15 protein-coding genes and 1 tRNA gene are annotated in these 13,237 nt (G+C 72.3%); 9 read left to right on the top strand and 7 right to left on the bottom strand.

Annotated elements, in window-relative coordinates; genetic code table 11:
* The first annotated feature begins 69 nt into the window (after positions 1–69).
* Genes PV342_RS23045 through PV342_RS23035 form a run of 3 tightly spaced genes read left to right on the top strand, consistent with a single transcriptional unit; the run spans position 70 to position 3,041 of the window.
* Entirely contained in the window at positions 70–1,221 is a 1,152-nt protein-coding gene (locus tag PV342_RS23045; protein WP_386986284.1) for an acyl-CoA dehydrogenase family protein, read from the top strand.
* 31 nt (positions 1,222–1,252) lie between these two features.
* On the top strand, positions 1,253–2,038 hold the full coding sequence (locus tag PV342_RS23040) for an electron transfer flavoprotein subunit beta/FixA family protein (RefSeq protein WP_400800406.1): 786 nt from the start codon (positions 1,253–1,255) through the stop codon (positions 2,036–2,038).
* Between the two features lie 40 nt (positions 2,039–2,078).
* Positions 2,079–3,041: an electron transfer flavoprotein subunit alpha/FixB family protein gene (locus PV342_RS23035; RefSeq protein WP_500318575.1), complete on the top strand. Its 963-nt coding sequence runs from the start codon at positions 2,079–2,081 to the stop codon at positions 3,039–3,041.
* A gap of 83 nt (positions 3,042–3,124) precedes the next feature.
* On the opposite strand, the gene PV342_RS23030 is transcribed toward PV342_RS23035, so the two are convergent.
* Positions 3,125–3,757 (bottom strand): TetR/AcrR family transcriptional regulator, encoded by a 633-nt coding sequence (locus PV342_RS23030; RefSeq protein WP_500318574.1) that lies wholly within the window; start codon positions 3,755–3,757, stop codon positions 3,125–3,127.
* Positions 3,758–3,865: 108 nt separating this feature from the next.
* Here PV342_RS23030 and PV342_RS23025 point away from each other — a divergent pair, with 108 nt between their 5' ends.
* From PV342_RS23025 to PV342_RS23015, 3 genes are all read left to right on the top strand, one after another.
* Positions 3,866–5,242: a GH1 family beta-glucosidase gene (locus PV342_RS23025; RefSeq protein WP_400796394.1), complete on the top strand. Its 1,377-nt coding sequence runs from the start codon at positions 3,866–3,868 to the stop codon at positions 5,240–5,242.
* Positions 5,243–5,336: 94 nt separating this feature from the next.
* Complete coding sequence (locus PV342_RS23020) at positions 5,337–5,567, top strand: hypothetical protein (RefSeq protein ID WP_500318573.1); 231 nt, start codon at positions 5,337–5,339, stop codon at positions 5,565–5,567.
* Positions 5,568–5,761: 194 nt separating this feature from the next.
* A complete protein-coding gene (locus tag PV342_RS23015) occupies positions 5,762–6,316 on the top strand; it encodes an HPP family protein (RefSeq protein WP_500318572.1) in 555 nt (184 codons plus the stop codon).
* Here the strand turns inward: PV342_RS23015 and PV342_RS23010 are convergent.
* From PV342_RS23010 to PV342_RS22995, 4 genes are all read right to left on the bottom strand, one after another.
* Entirely contained in the window at positions 6,295–7,221 is a 927-nt protein-coding gene (locus PV342_RS23010) for an FAD-binding oxidoreductase (RefSeq protein WP_500318571.1), read from the bottom strand. The two genes, PV342_RS23015 and PV342_RS23010, sit on opposite strands and share 22 nt — an antisense overlap.
* Positions 7,116–7,712: an FAD-binding protein gene (locus PV342_RS23005; protein WP_500318570.1), complete on the bottom strand. Its 597-nt coding sequence runs from the start codon at positions 7,710–7,712 to the stop codon at positions 7,116–7,118. The genes PV342_RS23010 and PV342_RS23005 overlap by 106 nt, the downstream gene beginning before the upstream one ends.
* 228 nt (positions 7,713–7,940) lie before the next feature.
* Positions 7,941–8,705 carry an alpha/beta hydrolase family protein gene (locus tag PV342_RS23000; protein ID WP_500318569.1) on the bottom strand — a complete coding sequence of 255 codons (765 nt, stop codon included), beginning with the start codon at positions 8,703–8,705 and terminating at the stop codon, positions 7,941–7,943.
* Between the two features lie 243 nt (positions 8,706–8,948).
* Positions 8,949–9,030, bottom strand: a tRNA-OTHER gene (locus PV342_RS22995).
* Between the two features lie 106 nt (positions 9,031–9,136).
* On the opposite strand from PV342_RS22995, the gene PV342_RS22990 reads away from it, so the two are divergent.
* The gene (locus PV342_RS22990; protein WP_500318568.1) at positions 9,137–9,982 is read left to right on the top strand and encodes an alpha/beta fold hydrolase; all 846 of its coding nucleotides are present in this window, start codon (positions 9,137–9,139) and stop codon (positions 9,980–9,982) included.
* A 193-nt stretch (positions 9,983–10,175) separates the two neighbouring features.
* Positions 10,176–10,553, top strand: coding sequence for a nuclear transport factor 2 family protein (locus PV342_RS22985; RefSeq protein ID WP_500318567.1), 378 nt, complete (start codon positions 10,176–10,178; stop codon positions 10,551–10,553).
* Here PV342_RS22985 and PV342_RS22980 read toward each other — a convergent pair.
* Positions 10,519–11,349 carry a helix-turn-helix domain-containing protein gene (locus PV342_RS22980; protein WP_391575626.1) on the bottom strand — a complete coding sequence of 277 codons (831 nt, stop codon included), beginning with the start codon at positions 11,347–11,349 and terminating at the stop codon, positions 10,519–10,521. The genes PV342_RS22985 and PV342_RS22980 overlap by 35 nt on opposite strands.
* 54 nt (positions 11,350–11,403) lie before the next feature.
* Between PV342_RS22980 and PV342_RS22975 the strand changes: the two genes are divergently transcribed.
* Complete coding sequence (locus PV342_RS22975; protein ID WP_500318566.1) at positions 11,404–12,408, top strand: aminoglycoside phosphotransferase family protein; 1,005 nt, start codon at positions 11,404–11,406, stop codon at positions 12,406–12,408.
* Here PV342_RS22975 and PV342_RS22970 read toward each other — a convergent pair.
* Complete coding sequence (locus PV342_RS22970) at positions 12,389–13,177, bottom strand: class I SAM-dependent methyltransferase (protein ID WP_500318565.1); 789 nt, start codon at positions 13,175–13,177, stop codon at positions 12,389–12,391. The genes PV342_RS22975 and PV342_RS22970 overlap by 20 nt on opposite strands.
* Positions 13,178–13,237: the final 60 nt, after the last annotated feature.

Raw genomic sequence — 13,237 nt, 5'->3', positions numbered from 1 at the left:
TGGCACTGAGTGTGCATAATTGAGGGTACTCGATGCCATGGCAGCCTGACGCGGACTGGAGTAACGGACGTGAGTGACAATTTCGACCTCTTCCGGACGTCGGAGGAGCACGACATGCTCCGGGACGCGGTGCGCTCCCTCGCCGAGGCGAAGATCGCCCCCTTCGCCGCGGAGGTCGACGAGCAGGGCCGGTTCCCGCAGGAGGCGCGTGACGCGCTGGAGGCGAACGACCTGCACGCGGTGCACGTGCCGGAGGCCTTCGGCGGCGCCGGTGCCGACGCGCTGTCGACGGTGATCGTGATCGAGGAGGTGGCGCGGGTGTGCGCCTCGTCCTCCCTGATCCCCGCGGTCAACAAGCTGGGGTCGCTGCCGGTGCAGCTGTCGGGCTCGCAGGAGCTGAAGGCGAAGTACCTCGGGGCGCTCGCCCGTGGCGAGGGGATGTTCTCGTACTGCCTCTCCGAGCCGGAGGCCGGATCGGACGCGGCGGGGATGAAGACGCGCGCGGTGCGTGACGGGGACTTCTGGGTGCTCGACGGCGTCAAGCGGTGGATCACCAACGCGGGCGTGAGCGAGTTCTACACCGTCATGGCCGTGACCGACCCTGACAAGCGCTCCAAGGGGATATCGGCCTTCGTGGTGGAGAAGGGCGACGAGGGCGTGTCCTTCGGCGCCCCGGAGAAGAAGCTGGGCATCAAGGGGTCGCCCACCCGCGAGGTGTACTTCGACAACGTACGCATCCCCGCCGACCGGATGATCGGCGCCGAGGGCACGGGCTTCGCCACGGCGATGCGGACCCTGGACCACACGCGCGTGACGATCGCGGCGCAGGCCATCGGCATCGCCCAGGGCGCGCTGGACTACGCCAAGGGGTATGTGAAGGAACGCAAGCAGTTCGGCAAGGCGATCGCCGAGTTCCAGGGCATCCAGTTCATGCTTGCGGACATGGCGATGAAGCTGGAGGCGGCGCGGCAGCTGACCTACGCGGCGGCGGCGAAGTCGGAGCGCTCGGACGCGGACCTGACCTTCTTCGGCGCGGCTGCCAAGTGCTACGCGTCGGACGCGGCGATGGAGATCACCACGGACGCGGTGCAGCTGCTGGGCGGTTACGGGTACACGCGCGACTACCCGGTGGAGCGGATGATGCGCGACGCGAAGATCACCCAGATCTACGAGGGCACCAACCAGGTCCAGCGCATCGTCATGGCCCGCAACCTGCCGTAGTCGGCAAACCGAGAGTGTGGAGGGACATCAAGTGAGCTTGAGGATCGTTGTCGCGGTGAAGTACGTGCCGGATGCGACGGGGGATCGTCATTTCGCGGGGGATCTGACGACGGATCGGGATGCGGTGGATGGTCTGTTGTCGGAGCTGGACGAGTATGCGGTGGAGCAGGCGCTGCAGATCGCGGAGGCGTCGGGTGATGCCGAGGTGACGGTGGTGACGGTGGGTCCGGAGGATGCGAAGGACGCGTTGCGCAAGGCGTTGTCGATGGGGGCGGACAGGGCGGTCCATGTCGAGGACGAGGGGCTGCACGGTAGTGATGTGATGGGTACGTCGCTGGTGCTGGCCAAGGCGGTCGAGCGTGTGGGGTTCGATCTGGTGGTGACGGGGATGGCGTCGACGGATGGTACGGCGGGTGTGGTGCCGGCGTTGCTGGCGGAGCGGTTGGGTGTGCCGCAGGTGACGTTGCTGTCGCAGGTGACGGTCGGGGGCGGTGTGGTGTCGGGTCGCCGGGATGGTGACACCGCGTCCGAGCAGGTGGAGGCGTCGCTGCCGGCGGTGGTGTCGGTGACGGACCAGTCGGGTGAGGCGCGGTATCCGTCGTTCAAGGGGATCATGGCGGCGAAGAAGAAGCCGGTGGAGTCGCTGGATCTGTCGGACCTGGGCATCGAGGCGGACCAGGTGGGTCTGGCGGGTGCGTGGACCGTGGTGGATGAGGCGGCGGCGCGTCCGGCGCGGACGGCCGGTGTGATCGTGAAGGACGAGGGCGAGGGCGGCAAGCAGCTCGCGGAGTTCCTCGCGACCCAGAAGTTCATCTGAGCCCCCCGTTTCCATCGAGTGCGCAGGAGTAGGTAGTCCCATGGGTGAAGTCCTGGTTTATGTCGATCATGTGGATGGTGCGGTCCGTAAGCCGACGCTGGAGTTGCTGACGATCGCGCGTCGGCTGGGTGAGCCGGTGGCGGTGGCGCTGGGTGCGGGTGCCGGTGCGACGGCGGGTGTGCTGGGTGAGCACGGTGCGGCCCGGGTGCTGGTCAATGAGGCGGCGGAGTTCGGGCAGTATCTGGTGGTGCCGAAGGTGGATGCGCTGGAGGCTGCCGCGAGGGTGGTGGGTCCGGTGGCGGTGCTGGTGCCGTCGTCGGGTGAGGGCAAGGAGGTCGCGGCGCGGCTGGCGTTGCGGCTGGGTTCGGGGATCATCACGGACGCGGTGGATGTGGCGGCCGGTGATCAGGGTCCGGTGGCCACGCAGTCGGCGTTCGCGGCGTCGTTCACCACGCGGTCGCGGGTGACGACGGGTGTGCCGGTGATCACGGTGAAGCCGAACTCGGCGCCGGTGGAGGCGGCCGCGGCCGCGGGTGCGGTGGAGGCGCTGGAGGTGGAGTTCGGTGCGCTGGCCACGGGCACGAAGGTGGTGTCGCGTACGGCGCGGGAGGCGACGGGTCGTCCGGAGCTGACCGAGGCGGCGATCGTGGTGTCCGGTGGGCGTGGTGTGGGGGGTGCGGAGAGTTTCGCGGTGATCGAGGCGTTGGCGGATTCGCTGGGTGCGGCGGTGGGTGCGTCGCGTGCGGCGGTGGACGCGGGGTGGTATCCGCACACCAATCAGGTGGGTCAGACGGGTAAGTCGGTGTCGCCGCAGTTGTATGTGGCGGCGGGTATCTCGGGTGCGATCCAGCATCGGGCGGGGATGCAGACGTCGAAGACGATCGTGGCGGTCAACAAGGACCCGGAGGCGCCGATCTTCGAGTTGGTCGACTACGGCGTGGTCGGTGACCTGTTCGCGGTGGTGCCGCAGCTGACCGAGGAGGTCACCGCCCGCAAGGGCTGACCCCGGCGGCGCCGCCGACCGGCGGTACACGCACCGGAGCCCCGCGACGCCCCCACCGGCACCGCGGGGCTCCGCTGTGCCCGTCAATCGCCCAGGTAGCCGCGCAGCAGTCGTTTGCACTCGGCGATGAGCACCGGATCGCCCTCGGGGTCCCGGCGGAAGGCGAGCCGCAGGACCGCGTCGGCGGACTCGAGGGCGACGTGCAGCCGCACGCGGGTCGCCGCCTGGTCCCCGTCGCCGAGCAGCCCCCCGACGAGGAACCAGAGCCGGTCGGCGACGGCCGCGTTGTTCTCCAGCGCCGAGTCGAGGAGGTGGATGCTGCGCGGGTCCTCGCGGCCGATCGCACCGAAGTCCACCACGCCGAAGCCCGGTACGGCGCGGCGCATCGCGACGTACTCCTCGATCGCCAGGTCCACCATCGCCCCGATGTGCCGGGGGTGTTCGGCCTCCACCCGGCGCGTCAGCCGGTCGGCGAAGTGCCCCAGGTTCCGTTCGGCCAGCGCGCCCAGCAGCCCGTCGACGCCGGGGAAGAACTGGTACAGCGTCCCGATCGGGACCTCCGCGCGCCGGGCTACCTCCTTGGTGGTGAGCGCCGTGTAGCCGACCTCGTCCAGCAGTCGCGCGCAGGCGTCCAGGATCCGGTCGAAACGTTCCCGGCTGCGCTGCTGCACGGGGCGGCGGCGGAGAGGGCCGGACGGATCGGTGGGTGCCTGCATGGTCCCACTCTGCCGGATCGGGTGTAGGTTGGCGAGGCCCAACATGAGCTTCACTCATGTTCGTCGCGTTCTTCGTGTGCGTCGTGCTCGGCAGAGGAGAGGATTCCGATGTCCCCGCTTCCGGTCTCTTTCAGCTGGGGTGCCTCCACCGCCGCGTACCAGATCGAGGGCGCCGTCGCCGAGGACGGCAAGGGGGCGTCGGTATGGGACACCTTCAGCGCCCGGCCCGGCGCGATCCGCGACGGCCACACCGGCGAGATCGCCTGCGACCACTACCACCGCCACACCGAGGACGTGGCGCTGATGAAGGACCTCGGGCTCGACTCCTACCGCTTCTCCGTCTCCTGGCCGCGCGTCCTGCCGGAGGGCCGGGGACGCGTCGAGCCCCGCGGACTCGGCTTCTACGACCGCCTGGTGGACGAGCTCCTCGCGGCCGGCATCACCCCCACGCCCACCCTCTTCCACTGGGACCTCCCGCAGGCGCTGGAGGACGAGGGCGGCTGGCTGAACCGGGACACGGCCCGCCACTTCGCCGAGTACGCGGCCGTCGTCGCCGCACGTCTGGGCGACCGGGTGACGCGCTGGATCACCCTCAACGAGCCCTTCGTCCACATGGTCTTCGGCTACGCCTTCGGCACCCACGCCCCCGGCCGAGCCCTGATGCTGGAGGCGCTGCCCGTCGCCCACCACCAGTTGCTCGGGCACGGGCTCGCCACCGCCGCGCTGCGCGCCCACGCGCCGGCCCCCGCGCAGGTGCTGATCGCCAACAACTGCACACCGGTGCGCACCCCCGAGGGCGCCACCGACGCCGACCACGCCGCCGCCGCGGCCTACGACGCCCTGCACAACCGGCTGTTCACCGACCCGCTGCTGCTCGGCGGCTACCCCGACCTGTCCGCGTACGGGCTGACCGACCCGACGTGGGGCGGCGTCGTCCGCGACGGTGACCTCACCGTGGTCGGCGCACCCCTCGACGGCCTCGGCGTCAACTACTACAACCCCACGTGGATCGCCGCCCCCACGGTGGAGACGGGCCTGCCCTTCGACATCCTGGAACCGGACGTCGCGGTGCCGGGCCGCTCCTACCCGCGCACCGCCTTCGGCTGGCCGGTGGTGCCGGACGGCCTGACCGAGCTGCTCACCGGCCTCGACGCACGCTACGGGGCCGCGCTCCCGCCCGTCTGGATCACCGAGAACGGCTGCTCGCAGACCGACCGCCCGTCGGAGGGCGGGGAGATCCGCGACGAGGCCCGCATCGATTACCTGCGCACCCACATCGAGGCCGTCGAGACCGCCCACGCCCGCGGGGTCGACGTCCGCGGCTACTTCACCTGGTCGCTGCTGGACAACTTCGAATGGGCCGAGGGCTACCACCAGCGGTTCGGGCTCGTCCACGTCGACTACGGGACCGGGCGGCGGACGCCGAAGGCCTCCTATCACTGGTACCGGGAGCACATAGCGCAGGCGCGCCGCACCGCGCCCTGATCCGCCCGGATCCCTTGGCGCCCGGACGGCCCGGCACTACACTCGCGCGAACATGAGATGAACTCATGTTCTCGGGTGCTGCCGGGGGAACCGCATGCGCCACAGCGGTGAGGACGCCGCCCGCACCCCGGACACCACGTCGGCCGAGCCGGTCGTACGGGTCCGTCCGGCCTGGACCGCCCTGCTCAGCCTGGCCACGCTGGCCGTCTTCATGGCCTTCATGACCCCGATCCAGATCCTGCTGCCGCGGACGTCCCGTCGCCCCGTCGCCCGCGGGCCGGGCCGGATCGTCGGGCCGGGCCGGATCGTCGGGCCGGATCGATAGAGGCCTTCGATCAAGCGATAGGAATGCGGTCTTGGACGCGGCCCGCGCGCCGCCGCGACGATCGAGGGCGTGATCCCCGTCGTCACGGAAGAGCCGCCGTGGGCCGGATACGGGGATGTCCCGAGGAGTCCCCATGCTGATTCCGCGTGCCCCGGGGGCCTGTGCCCCGTCATGTCCCGAGACCGGTCACCGTGATGGCGACTGAGGAGTCCGAGACGACGAGGACCGCCGACGTCGCACCCTCCGAGACAAAGTCGACCCACGAGCGCCGAGGCACACGCCACCTGCCGCGGCTGCCCCCGCGCGCGATCGCCTCGGCGGCCGTGACGACCTCGATCGGACTGGCCGTGCTGGTGGCCCTGGGCACGCTCACCCACCAGAGCGTGCTGGTGCCCCCGCTCGCGGCCACGATGGCGATCGTCACTGCGACCCCCGAATCCCCGCTCGCCCAGCCCCGCCACGTCATCGGCGGCCACATGCTCTCCTGCCTCGTCTGCTTCGGCGTGCTCGCCCTCGGCTGGCACGGCCCCTGGGCCGCCGTCGTGGGCTGCGGCATCGCCTGCGGACTCGTGCTGCTGCTCAAGACGCCCCACCCGCCCGCCATGGCCACCGCGGTCATGATCATGCTCACCACCCCGTCCGCCCTCCACTTCGTCCCCCTCCTGGCGGCCGGCGCGCTGCTTCTCGTCGCGGTGCAGATGGTCTCCGCCCGGCTGAGGCGCGAGGTCTACCCCACGTCGTGGTGGTGAGGGTTCAACCGGCGGCGGGGATGTTGTGGTTGAACCGGAACACGTTGTCCGGGTCGTACCGCGCCTTCACCGCCCGCAGCCGCCGGTAGGTCTCCGGGGAGTACGCCGTCGGCGTCCGCTCCTCGACCGCGTCCGCGTGGGACAGGAAGGTGGGGTGCCTGCGGTCGCCCGGCCGGGGGCGCCAGCCGCTCGGTGAGTTCCGTGCCCGAGGCGGCGCTTCGCGCCGCCTCGCCGGGCGTTGTGAAGGTCAGCGTCAGCACCGCGAAGCCGGCGTCCCGGTGGCCGACGGCGTTGGGGGCCGCGGGCGGCGCGGCCAGTGCGCCGCCGAGGTGGCGTATGTCGACGATGTCGATCCGCGTCGCGGCGCCCGGGCCCGCGGTGTCGAGGACGGCCTCGACGGCCTGCGGGGTCAGATCGTCGAGCAGGGCGAAGTGCTCGACGGCGGCCCAGGGTTCGCCGCCGCCGGGGACGATGCCCAGGCAGTCCGCGTAGGGAATCTCCGTCACCGTGTCCGCGAGCAGGGGCGCCGCGTCCCTCAGCGGCGCGACGAGCCGGGCACCCTGCGCGGCCGGGGTGACGCAGGAGACGCGGACGTGCACCGTCAGGGTGCCGCGCATGAACTCCGGGAGGAACGGCAGGTCCGGCATGCGCATCAGGGCGAAGGAGGACGTGACCTCGTCGGGCGCGCCAGCCGTGAAGTCCCGGTAGGCCCACAGGACTTGATCCGCGTCCTCCCCGGCGTAGCAGAGGTTGCCCGCGTAGAGCCGCGTCACGGGGAACAGCGTGAACTCCATGGCGGTTACGACGCCGAAGTTGCTCTTGCCGCCGCGCAGCGCCCAGTAGAGGTCCGGCTCCTCGCGCGGTGCGGTACGCCGCAGTTCACCGTCGGCGGAGACCACGTCCATCGACGCACGTGATCGGCCGCCCAGCCGTGGGCCCTGGCCATGCCGATGCTCAGGCCGCCGCCCAGGGTGTAGCCGACCACACCCACCGACGGTGACGAGCCCACCAGCGGCGCGAGACCGTCCCGGGCCGCCGCGTCCGCCACCGGCCCCCACAGGGCCCCCGCCCCCACGTGCGCCGTCCGGGCACCGGCGTCGACGCGCACCCGGTCCAGCCGCCTCGTGGTGATCAGCACCCCCTCGTCCACCGGCAGCGACGGGCCGTGCCCGGTGGCCAGCACGCCCACCGGCAGCGCGTGTTCCCGGGCGAACCGCACCGCGGCCTGCACATCACCCTCGGTGGCCGCACCCACGACCACCTGCGGACGGTGCGCCACGGCGAGGTTTCCCCTCGCGCATTCGGCGGCGTACTCCTTGTCCCCGGGCGCCAGTACGGGGCCCGAGACGGCGGACGCCAGCTTCCTGACGTCCTGTTCGAACGGAAGATCACTCATCGTTGCCTCCAGTACGACTTTTCGGCACGACTGGAACGATTGCATGCAAACGGTAAAGAAGAGGCGCGCGGACTCCCAATTACCGCTGAGTCAAGACCACGGTACGGACCGCTCCATCCCGGATCACGAGACGGCGGGAAGGGGTGCGGCGCGCCCCCGGGACCCGCTTCACCCGAGGCCGCGGTCGCGGCGCCCGGCCGGCCCGCCGGACGCCGCGACCCGCGCACGTCAGGCAGAAGCGGTGACCGCTTCGCCGAGGTGCCGGGCGAAGAAGCGGACCGCGCTGTCGGCCTCGAAGCGGGGCAGCTCCTTGTGCGTGCCCGAGTTCACGTGCAGTGACTTCTCCTTCGAGGCGAAGGCGTCGAACAGCGCGAGACCCTGCTCGCGGGAGATGTGCTCGTCGTCCCACTGGAGATCGAACTCGATCGGGATCGTGATCCGCTGTGCCTTCTCGGCCAGGACGTCGGGCCAGTGCTGGCCGAAGACCGCGGCGGTGATCCGGGGTTCGGCCGCCACGAACGGCACGCCGATCGCGGTGCCCATGTTGATGCCCCAGTAGCCGACCGGCCCGTCGGCGCCGATCTCCGGAAGCTCCTGGAGGGCGTCCAGGAGCGCCCGGTACTCGGGCACGGCGAGCGCCGCCAAGTGGTCGTTGTAGCGGACGACGATCGGGCCCTCCGGTTCGCCGGCCGCCCTCGCCCGGAACAGTTCGGCGATCTCAGCCTCGTCATGAGCCGTACGCGGCCGGTCGCCGTGACCGGGCGCGTCGAGGACGGCGACGTGGAAGCCGCAGCCGGTCACCAGACGCCGGGCCCGGCCGGACATCGCCGGGTGCTTCTTGTGGTTGCCGCCGCCGTGCCCCATCAGGACCAGGGGCGCGAGCCCGTCACCGGAGGCCGGTGACCAGAGGACACCGGGGACGCCGTCCACGGTGAGGTCGCGCTCGATGACGCCGTCGAACGACGACTCGGCGGTGAACTGCAGGGAGTGCATGATGCTGCCTTTCGGGAGTGCCTCGATGTCCAGGCGCTCCCGGCGACGGCTACGTCAGTCGCCAGACCGTGACGGCAAGGGGGAGCACCCACAGGGATACCGCGTTCATGGGTCTCACCTCCTCGGACGACGTCACGCGCGACCGAAGTTATCAGAGCGGCCATCGGTTCGCCCCGGCCTTTGCTGACCTTTGGCCAAGCCCGAGCGACTGGACACACGCTCGTGATCAATGCATCCAGTGGGTGGCCATCGCCCGGATTCGAACCGGGGTACCGCATCGGGCGAACCCGAGTGCGGCGTCCTGGGCCGCTGGACGACGAAGGACCGGTCGCAGCGTACCCGCCGGGCCGGGCGCCCCGCCTCCCCGTACCGTTTCGCCCGGAAAGCCGATCAGGCAGCCCCAGATCAAGGTCACGAGGGACGATGTGAGGGTGGAGCTGCGTCGAGCCGACGGCGGGGTGATCGCGGTCGAGGTGCTGGGGGAGCCCGACGCGCCTGCCGTGCTGCTCTGCCACGGGCTGGCCGACTCACGGCTGGCCGTGTACGGCTTCGCGGGCGCGGCCGACGCGCTCGGACTGCGCTTCATCGCCCCGGACCGCCCCGGTATCGGCGGCTCTGACGCCCGCCGCCTGACGCGGGTCGTGGACTGGGCCGCGGAAGCCGCTCTGGTTCTGGACGCACTGGACGTCGGCTCGGTCGCGCTGCTCGGTGTCTCGGGCGGTGGAGCGTTCGCGGCCGCCTGCGCGTCCGAGCTGTCTGACCGTGTCCGCAGCCTGCTGCTCGTCGCGCCCCTCGGTCCGCCCGCCTGGCCCACCCGCGGCATGGCGGCCGGGCAGCGCGCGTCCTTGCGGATCGCCCGGCATGCTCCGGCCTTCGGCGGCTGGTTCATGGGCCGCCTGGCCACGCTTGCGCGCCGGGCGCCAGGGCTGTTCGTCCGTCTGGCGACCAGCGAGATGCCTGCCGGCGACCGGCTCGCCCTCGCCCAGCCGGACGAACGCGCGGCCTTCCTCACCAACTACCTGGAGGCGTTCCACCGCGGCAGCCGGGGAGTCGCGCAGGATCTGCGGGTGCTGACCCGGCCCTGGGGTTTCGACCTCGAATCGATCAGGGTGCCCACGTCGATCCACCACGGGGACGCCGACACCACCGTCCCGCTCCAGCACGGCCGCCGCTTCGCCGCCGCGATCCCCGGGGCCCGCCTTCACGTCCACCCCGGCCAAGGCCACTTCTCGATTCTGGCCGCGCCCGAGCAGACGCTGGCGACGCTTGCCGCATAGCCGGTCGAGGTTGCCTCCAACCGCAGGCGTTCTCCGACCTGCGCGAGGAGGCCCGCGCCTCGCCGTACCGCCATTACCCCCCGCGTAATCGACCCCGCCCGGCGGCCGCGGCAGGGTGGCCGTACCGGGCGGACGGGGTGGCGCACTCCACCCCGTCCGGTCGGGCCAGACTGCCCGGACGAGGAGGACCGTGATGTCGCAGAACCGGTACGAGGCCGCCGTCGCCCGCTACTTCGAGGCGTGGAACAGCGGCGCGGAGGCGAGGGCCAAGGCGGTGGCCGCCGCGTGGGTGGAGGACGGTACGTACACCGACCCGCTGGCGCGTGTGGCCGGGCACGAGGGGATCGAGGCGCTGATCGCCGGGGTGGGGGAGAGGTTCCCCGGGTTCGTGTTCACGCCGGTGGGGGAGGTGGACGGGCACCACGACGTGGCGCGCTTCGCCTGGGAGCTGGGGCCCGCCGGTGCGGAGCCCGGGGCGGCGCCGATCGCGGGCTCCGACGTGATCACGCTCGCGGAGGACGGCCGGATCCGCTTGGTCAGCGGGTTCCTGGACCGGCTGCCCGCGGCGTGAGGGACCGGAGGGCGGCGGCGGTCTCCGGGTCGGCGGGGAGGAAGGTCTCGATCGCCAGCTCCGAGACCGTCACGTCCATCGGTGTGTTGAACGTGGTGGCCGTGGAGATGAACGACAGCTCCCGGCCGCCGTGTTCGATCCGCATCGGCAGGGCGAAGGGGAAGATCCCCTCGGTGTCGTCGGAGGCGGAGGGCTCCTCGGAGCGGGCGGGCGGGGCGGGGTAGGCCGCCAGCTCCTCGTACAGGGCGCGCAGCGGCCCGTGTGCGGTCATCGCGATCTGACGCTCGATGCGTTCCAGCAGGTGTCCGCGCCACTGGCGGAGGTTGCGGATCCGCGGGGCCATGCCCTCGGGGTGCAGCGTGACGCGCATGGCGTTGAGCGGCGGCCGCAGCAGGTGCGGGGCGACGCCCTCGAGCAGGGCGCCCACGCCCTGGTTGGCGGCGACGACGTCGTACATGCCGTCCAGGACCAGCGCGGGGTAGGGCTCGTAGGCCGCCAGGAGCCGGTCGAGGCTCTCGCGCAGCGGGTGCATCGCGGGGTCGCCCAAGGGCGTCTCCGGATACGCGGGGGCGTAACCGGCGGCGACGAGCAGCGCGTTGCGCTCGCGGACGGGCACGTCGAGGTGCTCGGCGAGCCGCAGGACCATGGCCTGGCTGGGGCGCGAGCGGCCGGTCTCGACGAAGCTGATGTGCCGAGCCGAGCTGTCCGCGCGCAGGGCGAGTTCCAGCTGGCTGATGCGGCGCCGCTCGCGCCAGCCGCGCAGCAGGGTCCCCACACCGGCCGTGGTCGTCGTCATCCCACGACCGTAACCCAGGTGCGGGGCCCGGCGCCGTTGTGGTGGGATGCGCCGATGGACCTGGAAATGCGGGTGGACGCAGGCGAGTACGACGCCCCCACCCCCTGGGCGGACCCGGCATGGCGGCGGGAGGCGATGGCCTGGGCACGGGACGCGGCCGTCGCGCGGGGTCCGGAGCCGCGGCCGGTGCGGGAGTGGCTGGCCCGGTTGCGGCCCTGGTCGGTGGTGGTGCGTATCCCGCTCGCCGACGGGTCCACGGTCTGGTTCAAGGCCAACCCGCCCGCTTCCGCCTTCGAGCCCGCGCTGACCGGGGCGCTCCACGCCTGGGCCCCGGGCCGGGTGCTGGTGCCGCTCGCGGTGGACACGGACCGCGCCTGGTCACTGCTGCCCGACGGGGGTCCGCTGCTGGCCGAGGCGGTGGACGGTCCGCGGGGGCTGGACGGTGCGGACTACTGGGAGGATCCGCTGCGGTCGTACGCCGCGCTGCAGCGTGCCACCGTCGGCCGCGCCGACGAGCTGACGGCCCTCGGGGTGCCCGACCTGCGCCCGGCACGGCTGCCGGAGCTGCTGGACGAGCTGATCGAGCGGACGGACGCGCCGGCGGAGGTCCGGGCGGTACGGCCCCGCTTCGCCGACTGGTGTGCCGAGTTGGCGGCGTCCGCGAACGGCGCGGCGCTCGACCACTCCGACCTGCACGAGGGGCAGGTCTTCACCGCCGGTGGCCGCCACGTCTTCTTCGACTGGGGCGACGCCGCCGTCGCGCACCCCTTTACGAGCCTGCTGGTCACGGCCCGGGTGACGCGCCGCCGCCACGTGGCGGACGCGCCGCGGGTCCTGGCCCGGCTGCGCGACGCCTACCTGGAGGCCTGGACGGGCGAGCAGGGGCGGGAGCTGCCCGCGCTGCGTCGCGAGGTGAGTCTGGCCTGCCGGGTCGGCGCGGTGACGCGTGCGCACAGCTGGGGGCGGGTCTTCCCGGATCCTGCCGGGCGCACGGTGGCGGCCCCGCGGGAGCACCTGGTGCGCTGGCTGGCCGAACTGCTCAACGAGCCGCCGCTGTAGGGGAGTCCTCGAAGTCCTTGAAGTCCTTGAAGTCCTTGAAGTCCTTGACGAGCGCGAGGAGCCGGTAGAGCGGGTCGGGGCGGACCGTGTCCTGCTCGGGCAGCGCGGCCAGGGCTCCGGTGAGGGCCTCGGTGTCGCCGTCGCGCAGGGCGAGCGCGGAGGCGAACTCGCCCGCCGCGATCCGGGCGGCGAGATCGCGCGGGGTGCGGCCCTGGCCGTGGCCGGCGAAGCGGGCTCCGCCCGCCGGGCGCAGGCCGTGCGCGGCGGCCTGCCGCACCACCCGTTGCTCCGCGTCGTACGCCTCTCGGGTGCGGAACGGCGCGAGGAGCGCGTCGACGTCGCTGCCCACATCGTGTCCGGCGTCCTTGTCCACGGTGGTGACGAGCACCCCGCCGGGCCGCAGCACCCGGGCGCACTCGGCGATCACCGCGGGCGCGTCCGGCAGCAGATGGAGCACCCACACGGCCGTCACCGCGTCGAGCGAGGCGGTCGCGAACGGCAGCCGGCGTACATCGCCCTGGACGATCCCCGGCCCCACCCGGCCGGCGGCGAGCCGGGCCATGGCCAGGGCGGCGTCGACGCCGAGCACGCGCAGTCCCGGGCGGCCGGTGTAGCGGGCCGTCACCAGACCGGTCCCGCAGCCGATGTCGAGCAGGGTCCGGGCCGGTCGCGGTATCAGCCCGAGCACGGCGCCGGCCGCGGCCTCGGCGCGGGGGACGCCGCCGCGGGTGGCGTCGTAGATCGCTGCCTGCTCCTCGTAGTCCAGCACGCCCGTAGGTTAGCCGTACGCCGTCTACCCGGCGGTAACCGACTGCCTCTAGTCTCACGC

It is taken from the genome of Streptomyces sp. PA03-3a (assembly GCF_033792735.1).
Classification (GTDB): Bacteria; Actinomycetota; Actinomycetes; order Streptomycetales; family Streptomycetaceae; genus Actinacidiphila.
Note: the sequence above shows the minus strand (reverse complement) of the source record. Positions and strands in the feature narration are given on the sequence as shown.

What these genes read in the sequence shown, in the direction of transcription:
- PV342_RS23035 (WP_500318575.1), top strand. Translation starts at nt 2,079, where the DNA reads ATGGGTGAAGTCCTGGTTTATGTCGATCATGTGGATGGTGCGGTCCGT.
- PV342_RS23030 (WP_500318574.1), bottom strand. Translation starts at nt 3,757, where the DNA reads ATGCAGGCACCCACCGATCCGTCCGGCCCTCTCCGCCGCCGCCCCGTG.
- PV342_RS23025 (WP_400796394.1), top strand. Translation starts at nt 3,866, where the DNA reads ATGTCCCCGCTTCCGGTCTCTTTCAGCTGGGGTGCCTCCACCGCCGCG.
- PV342_RS23020 (WP_500318573.1), top strand. Translation starts at nt 5,337, where the DNA reads ATGCGCCACAGCGGTGAGGACGCCGCCCGCACCCCGGACACCACGTCG.
- PV342_RS23015 (WP_500318572.1), top strand. Translation starts at nt 5,762, where the DNA reads ATGGCGACTGAGGAGTCCGAGACGACGAGGACCGCCGACGTCGCACCC.
- PV342_RS23010 (WP_500318571.1), bottom strand. Translation starts at nt 7,221, where the DNA reads ATGGACGTGGTCTCCGCCGACGGTGAACTGCGGCGTACCGCACCGCGC.
- PV342_RS23005 (WP_500318570.1), bottom strand. Translation starts at nt 7,712, where the DNA reads ATGAGTGATCTTCCGTTCGAACAGGACGTCAGGAAGCTGGCGTCCGCC.
- PV342_RS23000 (WP_500318569.1), bottom strand. Translation starts at nt 8,705, where the DNA reads ATGCACTCCCTGCAGTTCACCGCCGAGTCGTCGTTCGACGGCGTCATC.
- PV342_RS22985 (WP_500318567.1), top strand. Translation starts at nt 10,176, where the DNA reads ATGTCGCAGAACCGGTACGAGGCCGCCGTCGCCCGCTACTTCGAGGCG.
- PV342_RS22980 (WP_391575626.1), bottom strand. Translation starts at nt 11,349, where the DNA reads ATGACGACGACCACGGCCGGTGTGGGGACCCTGCTGCGCGGCTGGCGC.
- PV342_RS22975 (WP_500318566.1), top strand. Translation starts at nt 11,404, where the DNA reads ATGGACCTGGAAATGCGGGTGGACGCAGGCGAGTACGACGCCCCCACC.